The organism is Alkalicoccobacillus murimartini (assembly GCF_030813245.1).
Classification (GTDB): Bacteria; Bacillota; Bacilli; order Bacillales; family Bacillaceae_D; genus Alkalicoccobacillus; species Alkalicoccobacillus murimartini.
This window is the reverse complement of sequence record NZ_JAUSUA010000006.1, coordinates 1-25,159: the sequence shown is the minus strand read 5'-3', so window position 1 is coordinate 25,159 and position 25,159 is coordinate 1. Positions and strand designations below refer to the sequence as shown.

27 protein-coding genes, 7 tRNA genes and 1 riboswitch are annotated in these 25,159 nt (G+C 38.0%); of the genes, 5 read left to right on the top strand and 29 right to left on the bottom strand.

All coding sequences use genetic code 11. The features are described from left to right. Nucleotides 1–137: 137 nt before the first annotated feature. Complete coding sequence (locus J2S05_RS16600; protein WP_306984755.1) at nucleotides 138–401, top strand: hypothetical protein; 264 nt, start codon at nucleotides 138–140, stop codon at nucleotides 399–401. 327 nt (nucleotides 402–728) lie between these two features. Here the strand turns inward: J2S05_RS16600 and J2S05_RS16595 are convergent, their stop codons facing one another. The 6 genes from J2S05_RS16595 to J2S05_RS16570 all read right to left on the bottom strand — a co-directional run bounded on the left by J2S05_RS16595 (nucleotide 729) and on the right by J2S05_RS16570 (nucleotide 7,809). Then, nucleotides 729–1,208, bottom strand: coding sequence for a DinB family protein (locus J2S05_RS16595; protein ID WP_306984753.1), 480 nt, complete (start codon nucleotides 1,206–1,208; stop codon nucleotides 729–731). A gap of 204 nt (nucleotides 1,209–1,412) precedes the next feature. Next, complete coding sequence (locus J2S05_RS16590) at nucleotides 1,413–1,625, bottom strand: anti-repressor SinI family protein (RefSeq protein WP_306984751.1); 213 nt, start codon at nucleotides 1,623–1,625, stop codon at nucleotides 1,413–1,415. Further along, a riboswitch (cyclic di-GMP riboswitch) is annotated at nucleotides 1,609–1,691 on the bottom strand. (Overlaps the previous gene by 17 nt.) A gap of 300 nt (nucleotides 1,692–1,991) precedes the next feature. Continuing rightward, nucleotides 1,992–3,872, bottom strand: coding sequence for a beta-glucoside-specific PTS transporter subunit IIABC (locus J2S05_RS16585; protein WP_306984749.1), 1,881 nt, complete (start codon nucleotides 3,870–3,872; stop codon nucleotides 1,992–1,994). A gap of 78 nt (nucleotides 3,873–3,950) precedes the next feature. Next, nucleotides 3,951–5,348: a M24 family metallopeptidase gene (locus tag J2S05_RS16580; RefSeq protein ID WP_306984747.1), complete on the bottom strand. Its 1,398-nt coding sequence runs from the start codon at nucleotides 5,346–5,348 to the stop codon at nucleotides 3,951–3,953. Between the two features lie 33 nt (nucleotides 5,349–5,381). Next, nucleotides 5,382–6,290 (bottom strand): LysR family transcriptional regulator, encoded by a 909-nt coding sequence (locus J2S05_RS16575; protein ID WP_306984745.1) that lies wholly within the window; start codon nucleotides 6,288–6,290, stop codon nucleotides 5,382–5,384. Between the two features lie 58 nt (nucleotides 6,291–6,348). Then, a complete protein-coding gene (locus tag J2S05_RS16570; RefSeq protein ID WP_306984744.1) occupies nucleotides 6,349–7,809 on the bottom strand; it encodes a M81 family metallopeptidase in 1,461 nt (486 codons plus the stop codon). 988 nt (nucleotides 7,810–8,797) lie between these two features. Between J2S05_RS16570 and J2S05_RS16565 the strand changes: the two genes are divergently transcribed. Together J2S05_RS16565 and J2S05_RS16560 are read left to right on the top strand one after the other, a co-directional pair. Beyond that, nucleotides 8,798–9,340 (top strand): TetR/AcrR family transcriptional regulator, encoded by a 543-nt coding sequence (locus J2S05_RS16565; protein ID WP_306984742.1) that lies wholly within the window; start codon nucleotides 8,798–8,800, stop codon nucleotides 9,338–9,340. 202 nt (nucleotides 9,341–9,542) lie between these two features. Then, nucleotides 9,543–10,184, top strand: coding sequence for a nitroreductase family protein (locus J2S05_RS16560; RefSeq protein WP_306984740.1), 642 nt, complete (start codon nucleotides 9,543–9,545; stop codon nucleotides 10,182–10,184). 143 nt (nucleotides 10,185–10,327) lie between these two features. Here J2S05_RS16560 and J2S05_RS16555 read toward each other — a convergent pair. The 8 genes from J2S05_RS16555 to J2S05_RS16520 all read right to left on the bottom strand — a co-directional run bounded on the left by J2S05_RS16555 (nucleotide 10,328) and on the right by J2S05_RS16520 (nucleotide 11,669). After that, nucleotides 10,328–10,410 (bottom strand) — tRNA-Leu (locus J2S05_RS16555). A gap of 32 nt (nucleotides 10,411–10,442) precedes the next feature. Continuing rightward, nucleotides 10,443–10,524: transfer RNA gene (locus J2S05_RS16550), tRNA-Leu, on the bottom strand. Between the two features lie 19 nt (nucleotides 10,525–10,543). After that, nucleotides 10,544–10,620: transfer RNA gene (locus J2S05_RS16545), tRNA-Asp, on the bottom strand. A gap of 22 nt (nucleotides 10,621–10,642) precedes the next feature. Then, nucleotides 10,643–10,718, bottom strand: a tRNA-Val gene (locus tag J2S05_RS16540). A 163-nt stretch (nucleotides 10,719–10,881) separates the two neighbouring features. Then, nucleotides 10,882–10,953: transfer RNA gene (locus J2S05_RS16535), tRNA-Glu, on the bottom strand. Nucleotides 10,954–10,977: 24 nt separating this feature from the next. After that, nucleotides 10,978–11,068: transfer RNA gene (locus J2S05_RS16530), tRNA-Ser, on the bottom strand. Nucleotide 11,069: 1 nt separating this feature from the next. After that, nucleotides 11,070–11,144: transfer RNA gene (locus J2S05_RS16525), tRNA-Asn, on the bottom strand. A 75-nt stretch (nucleotides 11,145–11,219) separates the two neighbouring features. Continuing rightward, on the bottom strand, nucleotides 11,220–11,669 hold the full coding sequence (locus tag J2S05_RS16520; RefSeq protein WP_306984738.1) for a SprT family protein: 450 nt from the start codon (nucleotides 11,667–11,669) through the stop codon (nucleotides 11,220–11,222). Nucleotides 11,670–11,776: 107 nt separating this feature from the next. On the opposite strand from J2S05_RS16520, the gene cmpA reads away from it, so the two are divergent. After that, nucleotides 11,777–11,905 (top strand): cortex morphogenetic protein CmpA, encoded by a 129-nt coding sequence (cmpA, locus tag J2S05_RS16515; RefSeq protein WP_306984736.1) that lies wholly within the window; start codon nucleotides 11,777–11,779, stop codon nucleotides 11,903–11,905. Nucleotides 11,906–12,061: 156 nt separating this feature from the next. Here the strand turns inward: cmpA and J2S05_RS16510 are convergent, their stop codons facing one another. The 15 genes from J2S05_RS16510 to acpS form a co-directional block, all read right to left on the bottom strand. Then, on the bottom strand, nucleotides 12,062–14,245 hold the full coding sequence (locus J2S05_RS16510; protein WP_306984734.1) for a Tex family protein: 2,184 nt from the start codon (nucleotides 14,243–14,245) through the stop codon (nucleotides 12,062–12,064). Nucleotides 14,246–14,340: 95 nt separating this feature from the next. Then, nucleotides 14,341–14,943 (bottom strand): SpoIIE family protein phosphatase, encoded by a 603-nt coding sequence (locus J2S05_RS16505; protein ID WP_306984733.1) that lies wholly within the window; start codon nucleotides 14,941–14,943, stop codon nucleotides 14,341–14,343. Continuing rightward, nucleotides 14,943–15,728, bottom strand: a complete 786-nt coding sequence (gene sigB, locus J2S05_RS16500) for an RNA polymerase sigma factor SigB (protein WP_306984731.1) — start codon at nucleotides 15,726–15,728, stop codon at nucleotides 14,943–14,945. The genes J2S05_RS16505 and sigB overlap by 1 nt, the downstream gene beginning before the upstream one ends. Next, the gene (rsbW, locus tag J2S05_RS16495) at nucleotides 15,688–16,176 is read right to left on the bottom strand and encodes an anti-sigma B factor RsbW (RefSeq protein ID WP_306984727.1); all 489 of its coding nucleotides are present in this window, start codon (nucleotides 16,174–16,176) and stop codon (nucleotides 15,688–15,690) included. The genes sigB and rsbW overlap by 41 nt, the downstream gene beginning before the upstream one ends. Further along, nucleotides 16,173–16,502 carry an STAS domain-containing protein gene (locus J2S05_RS16490; RefSeq protein ID WP_306984725.1) on the bottom strand — a complete coding sequence of 110 codons (330 nt, stop codon included), beginning with the start codon at nucleotides 16,500–16,502 and terminating at the stop codon, nucleotides 16,173–16,175. The genes rsbW and J2S05_RS16490 overlap by 4 nt, the downstream gene beginning before the upstream one ends. Before the next feature lie 71 nt (nucleotides 16,503–16,573). Continuing rightward, the gene (locus tag J2S05_RS16485) at nucleotides 16,574–17,587 is read right to left on the bottom strand and encodes a PP2C family protein-serine/threonine phosphatase (protein WP_306984723.1); all 1,014 of its coding nucleotides are present in this window, start codon (nucleotides 17,585–17,587) and stop codon (nucleotides 16,574–16,576) included. An 18-nt stretch (nucleotides 17,588–17,605) separates the two neighbouring features. Beyond that, the gene (locus J2S05_RS16480) at nucleotides 17,606–18,019 is read right to left on the bottom strand and encodes an anti-sigma regulatory factor (protein WP_306985216.1); all 414 of its coding nucleotides are present in this window, start codon (nucleotides 18,017–18,019) and stop codon (nucleotides 17,606–17,608) included. Nucleotides 18,020–18,022: 3 nt separating this feature from the next. Next, on the bottom strand, nucleotides 18,023–18,379 hold the full coding sequence (locus J2S05_RS16475) for an STAS domain-containing protein (protein WP_251610429.1): 357 nt from the start codon (nucleotides 18,377–18,379) through the stop codon (nucleotides 18,023–18,025). A gap of 21 nt (nucleotides 18,380–18,400) precedes the next feature. Beyond that, nucleotides 18,401–19,219, bottom strand: a complete 819-nt coding sequence (locus tag J2S05_RS16470) for an STAS domain-containing protein (RefSeq protein ID WP_306984720.1) — start codon at nucleotides 19,217–19,219, stop codon at nucleotides 18,401–18,403. 175 nt (nucleotides 19,220–19,394) lie between these two features. Further along, on the bottom strand, nucleotides 19,395–19,745 hold the full coding sequence (locus J2S05_RS16465) for a type II toxin-antitoxin system PemK/MazF family toxin (protein WP_306984718.1): 351 nt from the start codon (nucleotides 19,743–19,745) through the stop codon (nucleotides 19,395–19,397). A 3-nt stretch (nucleotides 19,746–19,748) separates the two neighbouring features. After that, the gene (locus tag J2S05_RS16460) at nucleotides 19,749–20,027 is read right to left on the bottom strand and encodes a CopG family ribbon-helix-helix protein (RefSeq protein ID WP_306984716.1); all 279 of its coding nucleotides are present in this window, start codon (nucleotides 20,025–20,027) and stop codon (nucleotides 19,749–19,751) included. A gap of 198 nt (nucleotides 20,028–20,225) precedes the next feature. Then, a complete protein-coding gene (alr, locus tag J2S05_RS16455; protein WP_306985214.1) occupies nucleotides 20,226–21,392 on the bottom strand; it encodes an alanine racemase in 1,167 nt (388 codons plus the stop codon). Nucleotides 21,393–21,482: 90 nt separating this feature from the next. After that, the gene (locus tag J2S05_RS16450; protein WP_306984714.1) at nucleotides 21,483–22,322 is read right to left on the bottom strand and encodes an NAD(P)H-hydrate dehydratase; all 840 of its coding nucleotides are present in this window, start codon (nucleotides 22,320–22,322) and stop codon (nucleotides 21,483–21,485) included. Between the two features lie 124 nt (nucleotides 22,323–22,446). Then, nucleotides 22,447–23,457, bottom strand: coding sequence for an outer membrane lipoprotein-sorting protein (locus J2S05_RS16445; RefSeq protein ID WP_306984713.1), 1,011 nt, complete (start codon nucleotides 23,455–23,457; stop codon nucleotides 22,447–22,449). A 135-nt stretch (nucleotides 23,458–23,592) separates the two neighbouring features. Continuing rightward, the gene (gene acpS / locus J2S05_RS16440; RefSeq protein WP_306984711.1) at nucleotides 23,593–23,937 is read right to left on the bottom strand and encodes a holo-ACP synthase; all 345 of its coding nucleotides are present in this window, start codon (nucleotides 23,935–23,937) and stop codon (nucleotides 23,593–23,595) included. Between the two features lie 54 nt (nucleotides 23,938–23,991). Here acpS and J2S05_RS16435 point away from each other — a divergent pair, with 54 nt between their 5' ends. Further along, nucleotides 23,992–24,747, top strand: coding sequence for a rhomboid family intramembrane serine protease (locus tag J2S05_RS16435; RefSeq protein WP_306984709.1), 756 nt, complete (start codon nucleotides 23,992–23,994; stop codon nucleotides 24,745–24,747). Nucleotides 24,748–25,159: the final 412 nt, after the last annotated feature.

Below are 25,159 nucleotides of genomic sequence, written 5' to 3'. Positions count from 1 at the left end.
ACCCTAAAGATATTGAATAATTAACTGTAAATCCTTCATGTTATAAACAGAACTCGATTTCAGCACTTCTCCAGTAACTCATTATCATTAAGGAGAATATATTATAAGTATCATTTATTTACCTTGGGGGATTTTTCATGAAAAAAAGCAGTCAACCTCAACAATCATCTCCAGAAATCGACGATGATAACTTAGCTATGAGCCTAAGACTTGCGCTAATTGGAGGATTAATAACTACATTAGGTGATGCAATATCTACGTTCGCAGCTAAAACAGCTATTGAAGAGACACTCCAAGATAGCGCAACTCAAAATATGAAAGATTCAGCACAAGAAAAACGATTACAGTCTATGGAAGATCAAATTAAACTATTACACAAAAAACTTGATCAATTATTCTAACTAAATACATCTAGACAAAAAGTACCAACGCTACATAAGCATTGGTACTATAATTTTTATGCGGTTGAGAGGAGTCGAACCTCCACGAGTTTAACCTCACTAAGCCCTCAATGCCGTGGAAACGTGTTATCTCCTTCAAACATGCACACCACTTACATTCATTTGCGCCCATTTCATATAAAACCGTACATTTTCAACTATCGTGGTGAAGATTTGGTGAACCTAAAATACCCTTATTCTTTACCACTTGGAGACCCTTTGTACATTTTTAGAAACACCAATAAACGAACATTATGTATAATAATTATAAGTTCATTCGCTTTTTATTCAATCCCAAATTTTTGGTCTATCGATATTCATCGTACGCATATAATCTAATAATTGTCCTGTATGTACAGATTCATGATAAGCAATTCGTAACAACATATCCCCTAAAGTCCGAATATAACCTGCATCACTTCTGTCTATTTTTACTTCATCCAAATCCTCCTGATTAAGATCCCTTATGTAATTTATAAAATCCTCACGATAAGGTTTTGCAAATTCTAATTCTTCTTTAACGGAATTAAACTGTTTATCAGCAAATGGATTTCTAAATTCTCCAGAAAAATTAGCAGTACCCTTGGCTAGAAGAATCTGATGATATATGTGTTCGCTTTCTAATACATGTAAAATCATTTCTGAACAAGTCATTGCCTCTTCATCAGGTTTCCAATCAATATAATTTAACGGGATTTCATTCCACAATTTGATGCTCCGCCTTCTGACTTCATTAAAATTCATAATTATTAAGTCAATAGTATTCAATATTTCATCCTCCATTACTATATTATTTAGCAAATTATATTATACAATATTTGGTTATTCCCTCCCGTTATAACATCCAAATAAATTTCATGATATTTTTTTATAGGTTTATGAACATAACAAAAAGCACCTAAGCTCTAAAGAGCCTCGGTGCTCAAATGATACGGTAGAGAGGAGTCTAACTCATTGTTAGTAAAACTTAGATTATATTACTGATTTTTCTGATATATAGGCGCTCAATTGATCAAGCGTTTCAGGATTTTTTAGAAACTGCCTAATTTCTATTATAGAAACTCCCGACTCTAAAGCTTCCTTCATTAGGTTAATCCATTCAAGGTCTAATTCTTCTAATTCACCTTTATGTGGAGCCAAATTCATCCCTCCTAAAATATATACTATTTTAGGTAGCTCAGCCATCTTAGTATAAACCTTAGACCTGTAGCTTTGCGTCTCAATCTTTCGACTGATTTGCCTTTTTCTCATTAGTTAATTACCAACTGAATTGTAACCACTATCTTGAACTATTTACTTAATTATATATTTATAAGTTTCTTTTTCAAGATTTTTCATACACCAAAAACCGACAATAATCCAGTTTATTAGGTACTCGAAATCTGGGAGAGTTATAAGTAACTATACTTCTAAGAGAATTAAAAAAGTACCAAAGCTATAATCACCTTGGTACTACTGGTATGCGGTTGAGAGGAGTCGAACCTCCACGAGTTTAACCTCAGAGTAATAGATAGACTTTCTGGAAATAACAAGACCAGAAAGTCTTCAATTTTATTTTTTAACAACAATAACAGGTGTTGAACTATCTGTTATCTCATTTTCATTTACCTCTACAGAGGCGTAATCACTAGTGTTTGTAATAATGACAGGTGTAATTGTTGGATACCCTTCTTTATGAATACCTTCAATATTAAATTCTAAGAGTTTGTCACCCTTTTTTACTTTATCCCCTTTTTCAACAAAGGATTCAAAGTGTTTTCCATCTAATTTCACAGTGTCTAAACCAACATGAATTAAAACCTCTACTCCATTATCACTAGTAATTCCCACTGCATGTTTACTAGGCATAATAACTGTAATTGTTCCATCAACTGGTGATGTTACTTTTCCTTCATGTGGTTCAATGGCTATTCCTTTACCTAACATTTCTTGAGAGAACGTTGGGTCATCCACATTACTTAATGACGTAGTCTTACCAACAATTGGACTAAATATTGTTGTGTCTATCTTTTTATTATCAGTTGAGATATTAGTGGAACTGACATTTTCACTCTTATCTTTAGTAGATTCTTCATCAACTGTAATTCCCATAAAATAAGTTATGAGGATTGTTCCGAATAAAGCAATACCAAAACCAATAATTCCATAAAGAAACGTTTCACCAATTAGCATAGGGATACCTTGTAAACCACTCTTAACATAGGTATAAGCTTTTACATCAAAGAACATCATAAATCCACCGGCTATTCCATTACCTATCATTGCTGCAATAAACGGTTTTCTATATACTAAATTTATTCCGTACATGGCCGGTTCAGCTACACCGAATAAACCAGTGATACCAGAACTAAATGAAGTTGATCTTAAGTCTTTTTGATGTTTTTTCACGAGCAAGAATACGGCTAAAGCAGCAGCTCCTTGAGCTATATTGTTTGTAGCAAACATAGGTAACATATAGTCGCCACCTTCAGTAGCGATAGAATCTAAAATAATAGGTACAAGTGTATGCTGTGCACCGGTAATAACTAAGAATGGAGCTATCATACCAAAAATGATCCCCGCGAAAACGCCACCATAAGTGAATAGAAAATCAATAGCAACTGTAATACCACCACTTAGCATTGTACCAAAAGGACCAATTGCAATCAGAAATAGCGGAACTGTAATTAAAAGTACAATTGTTGGAACTAAAATAACAGCTATAGCTTTTGGTGCAACTTTTTTAATCCATTTTTCTATATACGAAGCTATAAATATCATTATAAACATAGGGATTACTTGAGATGCATATGAAGCTGGAACAACTGGTAAACTCAAGAAACTCACATTAATACCTTGTTCTTGTGCTTCCAACATATAAGTCGTAAAATTTGGGTATAAAACTGAACCAGCAATTGCTGCACCAAGGTATTGATTCAGACCAAATCGATTTGATGCACTTATTGCAATCAATATTGGAAGAAAATAAAACGCACCACTACTAATAGCAACAAATATTTGATAAGTACTACTTTCAAGTGATACCCACCCTCCTACTTCTAACACTGAGAGTAAGCCTTTTAGCATTCCCGCCGCAATAATTGCTGGCATAATTGGAACAAAAACGTCTGAAAAAATATTCATTATTTTTGTGAAAGTATTCTTCTTTTTTTCCTTATTAGATGAGTTTGTATTAGAAGTGATTTCCTCACCAGTAATCTTAATAATTTCTTTATAAACTGTATCAACATCAGTACCAATAATAACTTGAAATTGTTCTCCGTCAAACCTAGTACCAGCAACCCCTGATAATTTTTCGATTTCTTTAGGCTTTGCCAAGTTACTTTCTTTCAGATCGAAACGTAATCTTGTTATACAGTGCCTTAGAAAGCTAATATTTTCACTACCACCAACTAATCTAATGATATCTTGAGCTAATTTTTCCTTAGACATAGTGACCCCCATAATAACATTTAGAATATTCCAAATATTTATTGTTGAGGGATTGTGAGTCAATCCCTCTTTTTATTATTATTTTTTCGTTAACGCTTTATTTTTGTCCAATAAGAAAGGACGCATATAACCATTAATAGTAGATAGAGGCAATAGATCTGGACTAATGTTAATACCAAGATGGTTAATCATATATTCTCTTCGAGCTTGAATTCTATCCCATAGTTCTGGATAAGTAGTTGCGATTTCTTCTTGAAGATTTTTATCTGCAATTGCAACACCATCCTCTGCATTTACACCGTGGTATCCAGGGACGCTTGGAATAATGTCTACTTGAAACAACATCCCACTTCTAATTATTGTTTTACTGTCTTTATGAATAGGAGAGGACATCCACTCATCACTTGACGTGAAATGACCCGGATTTAACTTCCAACCAAATTCTGATTTTGGTAGAACAGAATCAATTAAATCGTACACTTCAGATCCAGTCATCCCTATTTTTACATTCTCATACCATGTAGCGATTGCTCCGAAATAAGGCTTAGCTACCTTATCTAAATAATCTCTTTCATCTGTTGGTAACTCATTTTCTTTTGAAACCACATAACCTGTACGGTTAGTCAAGCCGCCTCTAAAACCTAAAGTAGTTGTAAATTTGTCCCCAATTTTAACTTCTTTATAGCGTGGTGAGACAACTGCATTAGTAAACCTATCTCCTGTTGCACAAATCGTTGTAACGTTGTTAGGTTGTCCATATGCAGATAAAAGGTCGGCTAATTCCATTTCTGTTTTACCTACCTCAATAGTATCTAGTAAAGTTTTTACTTTTGATGAAGCTAACGAAGCTCCAAACTCATAATGAGCAATTTCATTACTATTGTTAATAACTCGTGCACCATATTCTGAGTTAATAAATAATGATGTACCATTAATAACTTTTCCATTCTCTCCAACTATGTTCTTTATAGCTGATACAATGAAATATGGTACTTCTAATAAGCTATCATTGTCATCATAAGACGATGTGAACATTTTCCATCCAGCTAAAGCAACTTTCATTCCCTTATGAATACCAGCTGTTTTAACAATGTCCTCAAAACTTCTGTTATTTTCCATCGGTTGATTTGGTAATGAAAAATGTGGAACATGAACGGTCTCACTCTTGATTCGACTGTATTGATTCATTCGTAGTGATTCATTACCTAAAAGAAGAAAGGAGTTTCCTTCTTTATTTAAAACTAAAGCAGCTTCTTCAAATCTAGGTTCAAAGCCAGTTAAATAGCCAAAATTTGCACCATGTTCTCTATCTGCATAAATAATAAGAATATCAGCTTCACTTGATTTTAACCTATCTAAAACCTTTAACTTATGCTCTTGCAACGTTTCGTCAGTTAGGTCTATTGGCATAATTGATTTCAAGTTAGATGGTTGTTGTACCTCTTTGTAATTAATTTCATCTAATAAATTTGTCATTGTTGATCTCCTTAATTAATACATTTCACAAATTTAATTTATTAATTTATATTTTTCCTTAAACTTATCAATGAATATTTTACTTGATCCAGTAAGTTCAGGAATTTCATTGTAAACAAGAGCAAATCTACTGTAAACCTGTGGTATCTCCAATGCTAGCTCAACTAACTCACCGTTATCTAATTGATCTTTAACAAAATTGCGTATTACAAAACCAATACCTATTCCCATTTTCGCAAAGTCAATTAGTAAATCCATGTTTGATACTTCTAACTTATTATTGATTTTAATTCCTCTTTTGTAGAAGGTATGATCTAAACTCTGTCTTAAAGGGTGGACCTTATTGAGCATCATGATCTTGCCTAATTCAAAATAATCTTCTAGACTTTTTGCATCCTTACCTTCCAAGCTGGCTAAATAGCTCGGTGTAGCTACAAAAATGAATTCGATCGACATAAAGAGATAATGCTTCAAATCTTTTTTTTCAAGTGGAGATGCAGTTACGATCCCAATGTCCAATTCATAACTTTCTAACATTTTATAAGTTTCAAAAGAAGATTGATTCAACAGTGAAATATCTAGATGTGGAAATTCTTCAATGAAATCTTTTAAAAATGGTCTAACAACATGGTGACACATTGTAGTACTTACACCTATACTTAATTTTTTAGAAGTAGATTCTTTCATTACTTCATTTGTTCCTTTTTCAAGGATGTGGAAAGCAGATTTTATATGGTTATAAAATGTTCTACCTTCATTCGTTAATTCAACACCTCTGCTTTTTCTCACAAATAATTTTGTTTTTAAAGTAGCTTCTAAATTATTAATAGCACTACTAACGGCTGGTTGGCTTAAATAGAGTTCTTTAGCTGCGTTAGTGAAGTTGCCAGTTTTAGCTACTTCATTAAATATTCTATATAGATATAAATGATTTCTTTCCATTAGAATCACGCTCTAACTTTTAGAGATTAGAGGGCTAATAGCCCTCTTAACGTTCTACTTATGCATCAAACATATCTTTATCATGCGGATAAATTGGTCTTACTAAGTGTCTAAATTCTAAAAATTCGACGTTCTGGTAGGTCATTCCTGGTGTTAAAGCCATGATATCTCTTCCTGCAACTTCTAATTCTTCTGTGTAAAGGTATCCTTGCTTAACAATAATGACATCAAAGTCTTCATAGTTTAATCCAGCTGCTTCAAATTGCTGAAATTCTCTAAAAGCAGTCAGATGATTTGCTATTACTACATAAACCTCTAAATCCTTAAGTTTAACAGTAACAGTTTCACCAATCTTTTGTGGAAAAGCATAAAAAGTATTTAGAATACCTTTTTTATAAATAGTACCCTCTAATTCGACAGGTGTAGATTCGTCATCAATATCCATTCCGAGAGAGAATTTCACTTCGTCTCCTTCATTGTTCTCTAGTAATTCTTTGCATACTTCCGGATGGTTAATTGAAGCAAACAAATATTTTTTGTTGTTTAGTTTGTCTTGTTCTAAGAATTTCTTAAGAAGGAAAGTGTTATATGCATATGATCCACCTGTAGCATTGTCACCAGCATCTGTAAGAAAAACTGGCCATTTCTCTGTTTCAATGGCTTCTTTAACTGCTTCATCAGTTTCAAGTGCATATCCAGTAAAGTGAAAGCGTTCTTTATTCTTCATAACAAAAACTGCAATCTCTTTTGCTTTTGCTGCTGCTAGAGATTGATACTCTGGTGTCTCTGGTACTACAATCACACCAGCACCACATAAAGCACTATCTGCATGACTGTATCCAATATGGTAAGACGCACTTAGGATACCTTTAATTTCTTCGGTTTCATTAAGCATTTTATTGATTGAAGCCATCGGTTCATCTGCCGAAACACTTCTTTGTCCTCCAACCAAGATAGGTACACGTACGTATTCAGGCTTTGATTCTCTCGGATTTTCTAAGAGATCAACAAATAATTTGGCTACGTGTCTGTGAGATTGCTCTCGATCCCAATGAGGAGACTCTCTGTAACATCTAATAATGTTAGCAAGTTCTGTGTACCTATTAGTTACGTTACCATGAGGATCCATTGTTATTACTATAGGTAGGTCATAACCTAAAATTTCTCTTAATCTCTCGAGAATATAAAGTTCTCCAGCATCTTCTTGGAGGCCTACAACATGACTTGCTCCATGCAGAAACATAAGTGCACCATCAAGTTCATCTTTATGTTTTTTTGCTGTTTCAATGATTTTATCTGCTATAAATAGAAAAGCATCTTTTTCAATATATCCAGCAGCACCACCATTTGCATAAATCGTTGGTATTGCTTCAATATCATTTTCCTCAAAGAGTTCTCTACAAAATACGTTATCAGTTACTTCTTCATCATAACCTAATCGAAATTGTTCTAGTTTTTGATTAAAGGGGTTCCAAGAATTTGATTCAGCTGTGAATGATGCTATAAGTACTTTCTTCATAAATATCCTCCTCGGTGTTGTGCTTTATTTCGTAATCATCATCACATGTAATATACTATTGTACAAATGTGTTTTTTTTATACAAGTTATAAGTATTATTTATATCACAAACGAGAGGCATAACAACAACTATGGTACTTAATGAATTCTTAATCAGCTATAACATGAAAACGATTCTAAATCCCATTATTTACTATATTCATTTTTAAACTAAGTCAACTCAATTGTTTCTTTATATCTATTTTAATGATTTTTAAACAAAAAAGTATCAAAGCCAACTAAGGCTTTAATACAACTGCTAAAGCTTATATGCGGTTTAGAGGAGTCGAACCTCCACAAGACAAACCTCACTAAGCCCTCAATGTCGTGGAAACATATTATCTCCTGCAAACACGCACACTACTTGCACTCATTTTCGCTCATTTCATGTAAAATCGTTCATTTTCAAATAACGTGGTGAAAAATTGGTGAAAATAAAATCCTCTTATTCTTCACCACATAGAGACCCTTTTCATATTTTATCAGATGGTTAAAAACGAACATTAATTTTAATTATTATAATTCATTCGCCTTTATAATTTTACCTTAATAAATGATTTTCTTACTCATAATAACACTACTATAACTTGTCATATCCCAATCGACATACTCCACAAATTTGTATCCTCGACTAGCCTTAAATAAGAAAAGAGCCAATAATGACTCTCCTCTTTTTCATAATATTATTTTTAAAACGTTCCTTACTATATTTAATATATTCTTCAGCTGATCGTACTTCAGTATTTTAAAACAGTGTTCGAAATTCTAAATACACTTAACCTGAACCTCATTGTTTGAATTGTGAGTATATCACCTAGATAAATGATAGTATGAAATCAGTAGATAACATGAGACAGCCACCAATAAGCTTGATAATCTATTTAATTCAATTTTCAACATTCCAGTTTATGAAGAATATAAAAAGATAATATATGTAAGGATGAAAAATATGAAAAAACAAGACCCTCGTATAAAACGTACAAGAAAATTGATTATTAACACCTTTTATGAACTGGCAAAACGAAAGAGCTTTGAAGAGGTATCAATAGCAGATATAACTAAGGAAGCAGAAATTAATCGCTCTACTTTTTATTATCATTTCGTAGACAAATATGATTTAATCGACGCCATTCAAAATGAGGTTATTACCAATGAAATATTTAAAGATCTTGAAAGTGAAGATAAGATTAATGAAAGAACTATCAATTATATAATGAAAGCCATAATTGATTCTCAAACTGGACTCTCATTACATTGTCAAAAAGCCTATGATACATTAAAACCCAAAATTGAAGAAGATATTAAAAAACACCTAACAACTTCTCTTTATAGATTGTTAAATAAAATTGACGGAGAAAATTCAAATCATTTAATCAAAGCGACTTTTTGGAGTTGGGGAATTTATGGAGTGACAATGACTTGTATAAAAGGAGATGAAACTATAGATTCTGCATTACCTAAGGTAATGAAAATAGTTAATCTTAAAATTTGATAGAAACCAAGATTCCCAACCTATACTATTTAGTCAACTTAACTACTTATACTTTTCCATTAGTATCCGATCTTTGTCGGATTTCCAACAAACTGATAAATTTGATGGTGTATTTGAATATAAATAGACACTAAACTAATCTTACAACAGTTTTACAACAGTTGTTGAAAAAATACTAAGAAGAAAAGTGGAGTGAAAAAATATGAGTCAAACAATCAATAGAAAAGAATTATTTAAACAAATTGTAAAAGAACGCAGATCAATTCGGAACTACGATACAAATGTAAAAATTACACATGAAGAATTAGAAGAAATGTTAACTTTAGCAACAAGAGCACCGTCTTCAACTAACTTACAACCTTGGAAATTTATTATTATCGATAGTGCTGAGGGAAAAGATAAACTACTGCCTTTAGCTGGTTTTAACAGCACACAAGTAACAACATCATCGGCAGTAGTCGCTGTTTTTGCAGATATTGAAAGTGTTGAAAACTTAGAAGAAATCTATTCTAAGTCAGTAGAATTAGGAATCATGCCTCAAGAAGTAAAAGAACGTCAAGTAGAGCAAATCTCAGCAGGATATAAAACTATTTCAAGAGAACAAAAATTGGAAGCCGCATTAATTGATAACGGTCTTGTCTCGATGTTATTTATGTTAACCGCCAAAGCGTATGGTTATGATACAAATCCAATTGGTGGGTACGATAGGGATAACATTGCACAAACATTTGGTTTAAATAAGGATAGATACCTTCCAGTTATGATTATTTCAGTCGGAAAAGCAGTAGAAGAAGGTTATCCATCTTATCGTTTACCTGTTTCTTCTGTTGCAGAATGGCACTAAGATTTAATAAAGCATAATGACTTGCTAAATAACTTAAATATTATGCTATAAAAAAAGACCAAAGTGTATATATATAAGCTTAGGTCTTTTTTTAATCCAAAGAAAAAAGCACCAAAGCTCCGAAAGCCTTGGTACTACTAGTATGCGGTTGAGAGGACTCGAACCTCCACGGGTTTAACCCCACTAGGCCCTCAACCTAGCGCGTCTGCCATTCCGCCACAACCGCTCGTTGCATAAAAAAAAGCACTTTGTGAAAAGTGCGGGTGAAGGGACTTGAACCCCCACGTCATAAGACACTAGATCCTAAATCTAGCGCGTCTGCCAATTCCGCCACACCCGCGTATTTAGATAAAAGATAATGGCGGTCCGGACGGGACTCGAACCCGCGACCTCCTGCGTGACAGGCAGGCATTCTAACCAACTGAACTACCGGACCATTATTTACTTCAAAAAAAAGATGGTGGAGGATGACGGGCTCGAACCGCCGACCCTCTGCTTGTAAGGCAGATGCTCTCCCAGCTGAGCTAATCCTCCACTTTGACTGCAGATAAGCTTCAAATTTCTTCGTCCATTTCATTATTCTCGTTCAGTCACGTACGATTGTACGTTCCTTCACTCGAAAACTCATGTCCTCGAACTCCTTGCTTCTCTTTGTCAATGCTGCGAATCTCTCGCTCAATATCAATTAAGATAGTGATGACCCGTACGGGAATCGAACCCGTGATACCGCCGTGAAAGGGCGGTGTCTTAACCGCTTGACCAACGGGCCTAAATTATTTTAGACAGATAAAAATGGCGGAGAAGGAGGGATTTGAACCCTCGCGCCGCTTACACGACCTACACCCTTAGCAGGGGCGCCCCTTCAGCCACTTGGGTACTTCTCCGTGGCTCCACAGGTAGGACTCGAACCTACGACCGATCGGTTAACAGCCGATTGCTCTACCACTGAGCTACTGTGGAATATGTAAAACGTTATAGTCGTTTTTGCGACTTCTATAATATATCACAGACATAAGCAGACAAGCAATATCTTTTTTATAATTTTTTTAGCTTTCCTTTACACTTCCCACAAACATACCTGGTGGTGTTGATTCTTCTTTTTCTGACGTAGGTTTGACTGCAAGCTGAGCAGATATATTTGTGCAGTTGTTTCGGTGTATTTTGCATGCCATCTATAACCTGACAGTGTCTTAGTCCTCCAACTTTTTGAAGTAAATACTTAAACTCAGGGTCTTGATGCTTGTACCCTCTCTTTTGAATATGGAGGTGATAATGGCAAAGCTCGTGCTTGATAATGCCTACTAACTCATCTTGTCCAAAAGCAGCTAACATTTTAGGGTTGATTTCAATGTCGTGTGATTGTAAGAAGTACCTGCCGCCCGTTGTACGGAGCCTTGGGTTAAATCGTGCTGTATGTACAAATGGTCGCTGAAAAAAGTCGTTAGACAGTTCTTCAACCAGTTGCTGCAGCTCCTGCTGAAGCATAAAAATCCACTCCTTCAAAAAAAAACAGAGGATGTCTTGGAAACACTGACAAACCGCTCTGCATATAGTAGTTAATATTATCATATGAGCGAAGGAGTTGGCGAGTCATGCCCAACTGGTTACAGAAGCAACTCAGACACGCATTCGCCGAGAAGAACAGGTATCAGCTCCGCGTTCTGAATCAGTGCTGGTTTTATTATCAGAAGACGTATTCAATTACTCGCAAGACAAAGTGAGTGAGTAGAGCATCGCCACTACACCCTTTTTATCCCCGAGTTAAGATTCCTAATCTACGACTGCTCACTTTATTCTCCCGCTCAACCATTCCCTTCTTGCCCTTAGCATATCGAGAAAAAACCGACCCCATACAGGGTCGGCTTTTCTTGTGATTCTTATGATGTAACGGTTTGGTTTTCTGGTTCAAGCATTGTTAAGGCAATGCGGCCTTTTTGGACCTCTACTGACGTTACCCATACGGTCACAATGTCCCCAACGGCTAATACGTCCATTGGGTTTTTCACAAAGCGTTTTGTGAGCTTCGAGATATGAACGAGCCCATCCTGCTTCACTCCAATATCAACAAATGCGCCAAAGTCGACAACGTTGCGAACGGTTCCCTCCAGCTGCATGCCAGGTTGGAGGTCTTCCATTTTGAGTACGTCTTGTTTTAATAATGGCTTGGCCACTTCATCACGTGGATCTCTCATCGGACGGATAAAGGCATCAATAATATCCTTTAGTGTTGGTAACCCAATGTTTAATTCATCTGCTAAGGACTGTGTATTCAGCGTTTGCAAGCGTTCCTTGGCAACAGGCGTTCCAATTTCTGCTGATGGGATCGATGCTTTATCAAGGATTGAAGCGGCTACTTTATAGCTTTCTGGGTGAATACCCGTTGCATCAAGTGGTTGCTTTCCATCAGGAATACGCAGAAATCCGATACATTGCTCATAGGTTTTTGCACCGAGACGCGGTATTTTCTTTAGTTCGCTACGGCTATTAAAGCGACCTTCCTCGTCTCGTTTTTTAATAATGTTATTTGCGACTGTTTTAGATAAACCGGCAACGTATTGTAGTAACGCTGAAGAGGCCGTATTTACATTTACTCCAACTCGGTTTACAACGGTTTCTACAACAAAGCCAAGAGAATCCGTTAATTTCTTTTGCGACACATCATGTTGGTATTGACCGACTCCCACTGACTTCGGATCAATTTTCACGAGCTCAGCAAGTGGATCTTGCAGTCTACGGGCAATGGAGATCGCGCTTCGTTCTTCCACTTGAAGGTCTGGGAATTCTTCACGTCCCATGTCTGATGCGGAGTACACACTAGCCCCGGCTTCATTAACAATGACATAAAAGATTTGTTCTGGTTGTTCTTTTATGATATCTGCAATAAATTGCTCTGATTCTCTGGAGGCTGTACCATTACCAATCGCAATGACCGTGATACCAAATTTCTTAATTAAGTCCTTTACAACCTTTGCTGATTGTTCAACCTGGCTCTTTGGAGGCGTTGGATAAATTACTCGTATATCTAGGACTTTTCCGGTGTGATCAACAACCGCTAGCTTGCAGCCTGTACGGTAAGCAGGGTCTAGTCCTAATACGACCTGATCCTTCATTGGTGGTTGAAGGAGTAGGTTACGAAGATTTTCAGAGAAAATATGAATCGCCTGCTCTTCTCCTAATTCATTTAGCTGATTACGAACCTCACGTTCAATAGAAGGTTGAATCAACCGTTTGTAGCTATCCGCGATCGCTTCTTCTACATAAGGTACAGCTTTTGATCCAAATGAGCGGATGACTTTTCTGACCAATTCGCTTGTCAGTTTGTCTGCAGGAGATGCAACGCTTACTCGAAGAATACCTTCCTTTTCCCCACGGTTCACTGCCAAGACGCGGTGAGGAGCAATTGATTTTAGTGGTTCACTATAGTCATAATACATTTCAAAAACAGCTTTTTCATCTTCTTCCTGGTTCTTTACTTCAGAGAGTAGTTTACCTTCTTTGATTGTTCGATTTCGGATCAGACTACGCAGGTCCGCATCATCGGCTACCCATTCTGCAATGATATCCTGGGCTCCTTCGATAGCTGCTTCTGCTGTTTCCACTTGATGCTCTTCAGATATGTATGTTTGGGCTTGTTCGAGTGGTTCACCTGATTTTGGCAATGAAAAGAGCCATTCCGCAAGAGGCTCCAACCCTTTTTCTTTCGCTGTTGTTGCACGGGTGCGTCGTTTTTGTTTGTAAGGGCGATACAGGTCTTCTACTAGCTGCAGTTTATCTGACCCTTCAATAGCTTGACGTAGTTCATCTGTCAGCTTATCTTGCGCATCAATTAAACGAATAACCTCTTCCTTTCGATCCGCTAATTGATTCACATAGCTCCAGCGCTCTGATAAATCTTTGAGCTGAACTTCATCCATTCCTCCCGTCATTTCTTTTCTATACCGAGCGATAAATGGGACTGTATTTCCTTCATCCATCATATCGATCACTTGCTTGGCATGCTTAGGTTGAATATTCAACTCTGCTGCGACTTGTTGGATCATTGCTTGCTTTTGTTCCTCCATCTTTATCCCCCTCATTCAAATACCTTCTCTTCATCATATCATACACAGATGCTCACAATAAAATAAGCTCTCCACCTGTTCATTCGGTGAAAAGCTTATCTTAATTTCCCTATCAGCAGGGTAATATCATCATTCTCTACATACCGCGCTTGATCGAAAATAGCATCGCTATTTTCTCTTAGCTCTGTGACATGCAAGAGCATTCTTTTAGGTGGTGGGCTTGCTACTCCATCTGAATAAAGAACAAAAATTGTCCCTTCATCATACTGGAACTGACTCTCTTTAATCTTCTCATTTCTACCACATAGATATCCTCGAGTTGGCAAAGGTTGCACAGTTGAGCCATTTGGATTATACATGGTGAACCCTATGTTCCCAAAGTTACTGTAGCTGATTTGACGATCTTTAAACACAAGCTTTACAACGGTTATTACTGCACCGCGCATGCTTAAGAGTGATCGATTGCACATCTCTACAATCGTTTTGACAGGTAGTTCATGATGCTCTTCTACCATACGAAGAGCGGCTTGAGCTGATTTGCTGGCTCCTTCGCCACTTCCTAATCCATCAATCACTGCGCAGACCACATACGTATCCGTTTTAATTACTGCATGTGCATCCCCGCAAAACTCTCCACTGTTTTTAGAACGTTGTAAAACGGCTACCTCAATGTTTTTATCTTCGGTATACATGACCATTATAAAATTTCAGACGGCTCGACACGTATGGATTCTCTTAGTTTTTCTAATGCACGTCTTTGTAGTCTCGACACATGCATCTGCGAGATCCCCAACCGTTCTCCAGCTTCTTTTTGACTATAGTTGTCATAATAAGTATATTGAAGAATCAATTTCTCACGATCATTTAATACTTGAAACGCTTTTTCTAATAGCATTTGTTGGTCGGTTTGTTCATACCCTTCGTCTTCTTTTCCGACCAAGTCTAGAAGAGTGACTTCTCCACCCTCTTGGTCTGCTTCAAGCGCTCGATTGACTGAGAGTGCCTGGTAACTTTTGCTCATCTCCATCGTTTCTAAGATTTCCTCTTCGGATACATTAAGGAATTCGGAAATCTCATTCACTAGAGGTGAGCGCTGTAATTCAGCTGTTAGCGTATCTACAGCTTTTTTGATCTTGGGACCAAGCTCTTTGATTCGTCTTGGCACGTGCACACTCCATGTTTTATCACGAATAAATCGCTTAATTTCACCGACTATGGTTGGCACGGCAAAAGACTCAAAGCTACGCCCAAATTCATTATCAAAACGCTGTAGTGCAGCAAGTAAACCTACCATACCTACTTGAAACAAGTCCTCATCATGTTCCCGTCCTTTTGAGAACTTACGTGACAGAGAACGAACTAAGGCTTCGTAGTGTTTCACTAACTTTAACTGGACATCATCATCTCGTGTTTCTTGGTATTCCTTAATCCAACCGTAAACCTTATCCTTGTTCTGACTGTAATGATGAGATTCCGTCGACATGTTCTTCCACCTCATTTTTCCGTAGGAACTTTGTCATCATCAGCACCACTCCGGCTTCATCATGAATTTGGACTTTATCCATAAGAGTACTAATTAGGAATAACCCAAGTCCACCTTCTTTCATGTCCCCAATTGGTTGCTTGGAATCAACAGGTCCTAATTTCCCCTGCAATTCTTTCACATCAAAGCTTTGTCCCTCATCAGCAATAATAATCTCAATACGATCTTCAAACAGGTCACAGGCAATCTTAACGTTCCCATCGTCTTCATATGCATGATTCACGGCATTCGTACATGCTTCTGCCACTGCAATCTTAATGTCTTCAATATCGTCATACGAAAAGCCCAACCGATTCGCAATTCCAGAAATGGTCAGGCGCACAACTCCAACGTATTCCGCTTTTGCAGGAATACTCATCTCTATATGGTCAACTTGTTGTTCAGTCATTTAGCTTCTTCCCTCCGATCCACGATGTTAATAACTTCATCAAGACCTGTAATCACAAAAAGCCGCTTGATTCGTTCAGACATCCCTGTAAGTGTTAAGGAGCTTCCGTTAGAATCAGAGGCTTTTAAAACTCCAACAAATATTCCTAGTCCTGTACTGTCTATATATTGAACTTCCGATAAGTCAACAATCACCTCAACACCACTTTGCTCCGTTAAAGGGATTAGTGACTCTCTTAGTTTAGGTGCTGTATAGGTATCAATTTCTCCTGAAAGAAAAACATTCTTTTGATTCTCTGCTTCCTCAATATGAATATCTAAATTCATGTAGCTTCCTCCTTGAGTTGGAACCGCGTCATTTTGTTTAGTGTTCTTTATATACCACCAATTGATCTAAATTAAACATTTCTACGCAAGATTATTAATGTTAAATCATCTCTTAATGAAAAATCCTGTAACTTACTTAACTCGCGATACACATTTTCCACGATTTCTTGCGCACTTAGATGAATAGACTTCCTGAGCATCGTGACAATTTCTTCTCTCTCAAAGAATTCATCTCCGACACGACATTCCGTGACCCCATCTGTTAAAAATACAATAAAATCTCCAACTGAAAGTTGCTTCACATATTCTCGATAAGTTGCTTTTCTAGACACACCTAAAACAAGGCCCTTTGCACTCAGGTCTTCAAATGAATCTTTCTGCGCACAATAAAAAAAGCCCGGTTCATGCCCTGCACCTGAATAGGTGAACTCATGCGATTTGGAATCATAATATCCGTACATCATCGTAACAAACATGCTATCATCAACGTTTTGTTCTACGACTCGATTCAGGCTTTCTAAGAGAGCACTTGGGTTAAGCTGCTGCTCTGGCAAACTATCCATTGCGTACTTAATCATGGACATACATAGAGCAGCCGGGACCCCTTTACCAATAATGTCAGAGATGGATAGGCCCACTCCACCAAACTGATCCGTGACATAATGATAATAATCTCCACTCATCTTTTTAGCAGGTACACTCACTACCCCTACATCTAAACCTTCAACCGAAAGCTCTTCTCTAGGTAGGAGAGTTTGTTGCATTTTAGCAGCAACATCAATCTCTGCTTCTAATTCCTGTTGCCGGTCTCTCAATATTTGATGCTCACGATAAGCCATTCCGTAGCCCATCATCGCTTCTAAGAGAAAATCAAACGAAGCCTGGATGTCTTCAGGTAAATCAGGATACAGTTGATCCATAATTGATCGATGTAAACTAACAAGTTCTTCTGGTGACGTCTGATGCTCCAGCAGCGTCCGAGTAAACTGCTGGGCTTCATATAGAACCTGTTCACTACCTGTATCTAAATAGGATTGTAGAATTTTCTTGTAGGATGTCTCAATATTGTTATCTGTATAGTTCATAGTGCATTGATGTCCTCCTTATCGGAGCCATTTAGTAGCAGTGATCGTGGTCCCTTTATCCACTTCTGATTCAATGTTAAAGTCGTCCATTAATCGTTTCACTCCAGGAAGTCCTGCACCAAGTCCACTTGATGTGGTAAAGCCATCAACCATCACTTGACGTAAATCTGGAATTCCCGGTCCTAAATCTGACGCCGTAATCTTAATCCCTTTTTTGATTCCAAACTTACTTTTATCTTCTACTATATCTAATATGATTTCACCGCGTTGTGCGTAAAGATATATATTACGCGCTAGCTCTGAAATAGCTGTTGTAATTCTAGCCTGGTCTACATTGCCAAAGCCTAGTTCTTTTGAAAGGGTTCTACCTGCCTGCCTTGCAGCAACAATTCCCCATTCATTTTTTACTTCAACAGAGGATTGGGTTTCCATCATTTAACCCTCCAATTCCTGTTGCAGTTTCTCTAAACCTTGCTCTAAATCAAGAGCTGTTGAGACATCTTCCAGTTTAATACCCATGTCTATAAGTGTAATGGCAACAGCTGGTCTAATACCAGTTAACACGACTTTAGCACCCATAAGACTAGACATATCTACCACATCGCCTAGTACTTTTGCAATAAATGAATCAATCATATCTACAGAAGTTAAATCAATGACCACACCGGAAGAACCTTCTTGATGGATCTTATTTAATAGATCCTCTTGAAATTGAAGAGCGGTTTGATCATCAAGCTCTGTCTGGATACTGATAAGTAAGTATTTGCCAAGTTTTAGAATTGGAATTCTCATCTTTATTTGTCTACCTCCATATTACAACTCAATCGTTTGTTGGTTGCACATCTCAAGGGCTTTTTGCATCCCTTTTTGTAGCGTACTCTTTGTCGGAAACTTCGTTAGATCAATGCCCAGATTAACGATTGTTTGTGCAATCTCTGGTCTGATGCCTACGAGAATGGATGTAGCACCAATCAGTCGCACAGCTTCTGAAGCTTCAATAATATGATGCGCAACCATTGTATCTACAATTGGCACACCAGTAATATCTATTAAGACCACTCTAGATCGATTCTTAATCACACCTTCTAACAGGTTCTCCATGATTAATTTCGCTCTCGTTGTATCAATGCTCCCAATTAGAGGCATGACCGTGATCCCTTCAAATACAGGAATAAGTGGTGCAGAAAGTTCAAGTAGTGACAGCTTCTGCATTTCTAGTGTGTCTTCCCATGACCCAATGTATTCTGTAACAAGCATGTTGCTCATGTTATCAATCCATTGATTAAGATCACTATATATGTCCAGAATATTCCCGTCTTCGGGTGATATTTCTCTAAGTTGGTTGTGAATGGCTCGTCTTAATCCTTGTAAAGCTTTGGTGAAGTAAGATAGAGAACGCCCGCTCTGAATATATTGTTCTGTGAACGCTTTTAGTCCCTCTAGTGAATCTTCTTCATTCCTTTTTGCGGTTTGTAAAATTAATGTCATATACTCTTGATTTGTGTGCTCTACAGCCTTTTCAAGAGATGCCTTAATTTCACTTTCATTACGCAATTCAGAAAGCTGTTGGTCCCATTGCTCTATAATTTGACTCTGGTATTGTTGTAAATAGGATAGTGCGCTCGATTGCATAGAATATCCTCCATATATAGTCTCTATAGCCATTATTCCATGAGTTGGCTTATGTTGCAAAGAGAAACTACTCAAAACGACACAAGTATACTGAGAATTCGCTTTCATCATAAAATACAAATGAAAAAATCCCCGTTATTCAAATCGGGGACGTTAATCAGTTATAAAAGGAACGTTAAAAATCAACTAAACCTAAACTTATAAATAATGCCTCATTTACAGAATTCATCATATTATCATCTAGGTGGGTAATCTTATCCGTTAACCGTTGTTTATCAATGGTTCGAACTTGCTCCAGTAAAATAACCGAATCACGATCAAATCCATACTTTTTTGCATTTATTTCAACATGAGTCGGTAATTTTGCCTTTTGAATCTGAGCTGTAATGGCCGCCACTATAACAGTAGGACTAAAACGATTGCCAATATCATTTTGAATGATTAGAACTGGTCTTACCCCGCCTTGCTCGGAACCTACCACCGGTGAGAGGTCCGCAAAATATACGTCTCCTCTTTTCACAATCAAATGCTACACCCCACTTACTAAACGAACAAGGGTTAGATCCGCTTCCTCCTCCGCAAGAAAAGCCTCTGATGCAATTGTGAGATTAATTTTTGCCATTTCCATGTAACCTTGCTGCATCGATTCGCGAATTTGGGATTGTTGTCTTTCCATAATATACGTTTTAGTTGCTTTAGAGATAAATTCACTTCTGTTAAGGTTTTCCTGTTCTAGCAATGCATCCACCTCGTTTAACAATTGTTGTGGTAACGTAACGATAACATCCTTAAGTTTCTTATCTTTCATTCACGTTTCAACCCCCACCATAAACGCCTTGTACAAATCATAGTACCGTTCAACAGTGACAAGATCAATCGTTATTTGCCTTTTTCTACTCACGTTTCATCATAGCATTCAGGTGTAAGGATTGCAAAGAGGTTTTGACACGATTTTCAATATATTCTTGTTAGAAATCGTTCCCTACTACGTTTTGATTATACATGTTCATTGAATAGGATTTTTAACGGAAGCTAGAATTCCATCACGATAATATAAGCGTGGCACTCTTTTGCTAATGACGCATGGTATTTCATAGTTTATCGTCTCAAGTCTTTTGGCTACATCATCCATCGTGATGCTACTTGATTGATCCACTCCAATTAACGTGACAACCGTTCCTTCATGTTTTTGTGCAGAGAGGCGAATCATACATTGATCCATACAGATTCTCCCGACAAAAGGAGCTTCTTCTCCATCTATAAGAACGGTTCCTCCATTTGTTGAATGAGATCTTATCCAGCCATCCGCATAACCAATAGGCAGTGTCCCAATCCATTCATCCTGTTTGGTTACATACGTCGCTCCATAACTAATAGCTTTTCCTTCAGGAAGCTTCTTCACTTGGGCAAGTGTTGTCTTAAGTGCAAAGGCTGGTTCTAACTTAAAAGGCAACAGCTCTTTTATCTCTGGTGAAGGAGATAAGCCGTACATCGAGATACCAAACCTGACCATCGAAAAAGCACGCTCTGGAAATCTAAGAGCTGCTGCGCTGTTTGCACAATGAACATATGGCACGGAGATCCCATGGTCCTCTAAGATTTTTGAGAGCTCTTTAAATTGCTGGAACTGCTCATCGTAGTACTCAATCTCAATTTCGTCTGCTGTTGCAAAATGTGTGTACAACCCTTCAAAATCAAAATGCTCCGACTGATGAATAAACAACGATACCGTCTCTATTTCAGCCTGATCGATAAGACCTAATCGTCCCATACCCGTATCACACTTCAAATGAACAGATAATGGCTCATTTGATTTTAAGACGGTCTCTGCTTCTTTTAACCATGTAAGGGAAAACACCGTGACAGCGATCTTCATGCTTGCTGCAAGCGCTGCATCGGTTGGCCTTGTTCGGCCAAGTACTAATATAGGTTCAGTTATGCCTTTTCTACGCAGCTCAATGGCTTCATCCAAAATGGCTACTCCTAAAAAGGTTGCTCCTCCAACAAGTGACGCCTGTGCAGCTTCATATGCACCATGGCCATATCCGTCCGCTTTGACAACAGCCATAACTTCTGTTCCTTTATCCTTGTATAACTCATATAACGAGCGAACATTCCGCTCGATTGCAGTAAGGTTAATTTCCACCCATGTGTCACGATAATAAGCATTCATAAGTTCAGATTGCACGATTGTCACTCTCCATCTATCTTGATTCCATCGTATTAATCTGATTATGAATGCCCCTTAACACCACTGTCAATTTCATCGTAAAGAGGTGGTCAATTTTTTCATATAAAACGGGAGTGCTTCTGCAATGTGAATAGGCCTTACCATATGTTGCAGCGCTGCTTTTTCACCGCCAATAAGAGAATGAAGATACACAGACGATAACAGCCCCTTCATCACATCCTCACTTTGAGCACATATGCCAGCTATACACCCTGTTAAACAGTCCCCCATGCCTCCTGTCGCCATGGCTGGCGCTCCTTTTTTATTTAGATATATTTCATCATGGCTATATACACGACTCTCATCACCTTTTAAGACAACCGTCGTTCCAAAATAATTCGCCCATTTTTGGTTCACTTTGTCCTTTTGCTCAGATGGTACAAGCCCAGTCAGACGCTGCCACTCTCCTGCATGTGGAGTCAAAATAACATGCTTCATTCGCAACTTGCTTTTCTCTCTCGCTAAAAGTGTTAAAGCATCTGCATCCAAGATGAGAACTTGATGATCTTCTACACCTGCTAAGACAAGACGAAAGATATTCGCCGCTCGCTCATCTACACCCAGTCCAGGTCCAATCGCTACCACCGTACTTTTCTTAATTTGCTCACTAATTCTGAATAAATCATTCAATGGTAAAGCCATGGCTTCTGGAACTCTTGAATGCAGCGCGCTATGATGACTCGATTCTGTCGCTACGGTTGTGAGCCCAGCTCCAGAGAGAACAGCTGCTTCAGCAGACATGATAATAGATCCCGCCATTCCTGCACTTCCCCCTATTAACAAAACCTGTCCATAATCTCTTTTATTTGTCCCTTGGTCAAACTCTCTATTTGGTAACCACTGTTGAATGTCTTCAAGTTCAAGCCTTTGCATCAACATTATCCCCTTCCTTATGATTAAATAACTGTTCTTCAATACCCTTACAACCCATCTATATAACGTGTTTTGAACACAAAAAAAGTGAGACAAGGTTGCCTCACTTTTAGATAGAAACTATTTATTTTTCAAGAGTCCCGTAAACCGACCGTGCAATGTTTGCCATTTCCTCTGCGTCAAGGTCCGTCGATGCAAGATAGAAGTCGATTCCGTTATGTGACCACATCGTAGCATCCTCTGTTTGTACCCCTATCGTAAATCCTAAATCAACGGGTTGACCTTCATTGATTGTTGTAGATGTTGTAGAAGCTGGGACCACATCTGTTTGTTTCTGAATGAGGGTGAAGGAATTTTCCCCTGTGTATTGCTGGACATAACTCGTGCCATCCTCTGTCTCTACTTCTTTTGATTCACCAGAACTCGTTCCATCTGGTACATAAAGCGGAACATAAATTTCCATCTCACCGGATGGCTCAGCTAAAGTCGGTTCTGATAACTGTGCCCCTGTCATGTTTTGCTCCATCTCAAAGTCAACATCATTAAACGACGCGTTCTTTTCAAATTCAGTAAAATTTAAAGTGACCAACGGAGACTGCTCAGCATCAAGAATCTCCACCCTAGCAGGAGTTAGATCTTTTTTGTTCAAGTAGATTTGCTGCTTATTTAGATTCTTATTTTGATAGTTCGTTGCGGTTTCAAATAAATAATGCTCTTCATCTTGGGAGAAAGTACGCTCTTGATCCGTTAAGATGTCGGCAACCAAGGACTCATACAGATAGCTTTGGCTAGTTGTTTTTGGCCAATCACTTTGGAAACGGAAGCTTTTATTCAGAGCAGGTGTCAGAACAAATACCCCATCATCATTTCTTAGAATGATCTGACTTTGATCCTTCTCTTTATTATTCAAAACAACCCGATAAAAGCCTTCTTTTTGATACCATACCTCCACATCGTATGTTTGAGGTTCATTCCCAGTCTCTAATTGCATCGTTGCTTTAGCCTTATAACCTGACAGATCCTCAAGAGTCGTTCCTAGGTCTTCCAGCACATCCTCCTGTGTCTTTTCACCACACCCTGCAAGCATTAGAATCATTAATATCCCCAACATGACGAACCAGCTTACTCGTTTCATACCCTCACCCCTTCGTCTCATTTGACGCTAATTAGAGAAATCTCTGTCCAATTGACGAGCTGTTCCCCATCGCATTACATCTATATGAGACAACCTAGGCGAATATGCAGACGAGTCCTCAAGCTTGATTCATACCTACTCGCCTTCTATAATTACTTGTGCAACAGCATAGTCTTGACTATGGGAAATGGATACATGAATGAGTCCATCTATAGGGCCTGTTAGCCTTGGTTTACCTTGCCCATCATTCAAAATTTCAATATCTAACCAAGATAAACGCTTCACACCCGAAGCTTTCACAAACGCCTCTTTTGCAGCAAATCGGCCTGCTAGAAACTCTATTTTTCTTGAAACTGAGTACTTTTGAGAAGCCATTCGTTCAGCCTCAGTTAAGATCCGTTCCTCAAATCGTGCATTTCGTTTAAGCGCTTTTTCAATACGCTCGAGCTCAATAATATCAATTCCTATACCATGAATCATGTACACACCTCGTTAGATCGTTTATTATTTAATTTGGTACGAAGGAGGTCAAAGATGTTTATACGTAATGAAAGTTTCTATTCATTCAGAAAAAATTATCCTGTTATCACTGTTTTAGTTGCGATTCACGTCATCTTATTTTTATGGATAAACTTATTCCCGTTTGGCGACGTCATACTCGATCGTGGTGTTGGAAGTAACATTCACGTAGCACTCGCTGGCGAATATTGGCGATTACTCACACCCATTTTTTTACACTACACCCTAATGCACATGGTGTTTAACTCATTCTCACTGATCATATTTGGACCTGCCGTCGAGAAAATATTAGGGACAGGTAAATTTATTTCCATCTACCTATTGGCAGGCGTTTTGGCAAACGTCGCCACGCTTCTCCTAGGAGATATGTACACCCGTCACCTCGGAGCGTCTGGTGCCATATTTGGCATATTTGGTGTCCTTGCTTACATGATCTGGGCTCGCCGCGACCTCATCGATCGCGCTAACTCACAATTGGTTGTAACCATCATTATTATTTCGCTAGTTATGACCTTTGTAAACCCAAACATTAATATCTTAGCCCATTTATTTGGCTTTATTGCAGGATTGGCCCTCGCTCCCCTGTTCTTAATGGGTGCAAAGCCATTTGTCCAACGCAGCCATCAGCGTCCCGTCCATGACCAAGAAGTACCAAGCTTTAACCCTGATCGCTGGGCAAACCACGAAAAAAAGAAACAAAAGAAAAAAATCATATGGATTACCGTAGGCATCATTGCCGTCATTCTAATCGGAATCCGTATGTTCGGCTAATACACGAGACAGGCAAAGACCTTAGGGGCTTTGCCTGTTTGCTGATTGTGTCGTCGCGTGCTGTCCCTCTTGGTACAATCGAACTCTTTCTTGATTAGATCACAGGAGCTCTTGGTATCGCGTCTCACTCCTTGATAAATTCCATTCTCTCTTGATTCGGAGCTGTTCGCTCTTGCTATCGACCTCTTCCTCTTGTTAATTCAGATTCTCACTTGCTTAGATCTCGTAGGCTCTTGGTATCGCACGCTGCTTCTTGATCAATCTCCACCCGTCTTGCTGGTTCATCCATTCCTCTTGATAACTCCCTCAAACTTCAAATGCCCTTCTAAAAATGAAATTTTTCTCCTTCTGTCACTTGAACTGCCCTTCGCTCTTGATAAAATCGATCTCTCTCTTGCTTAGGTCATGTATG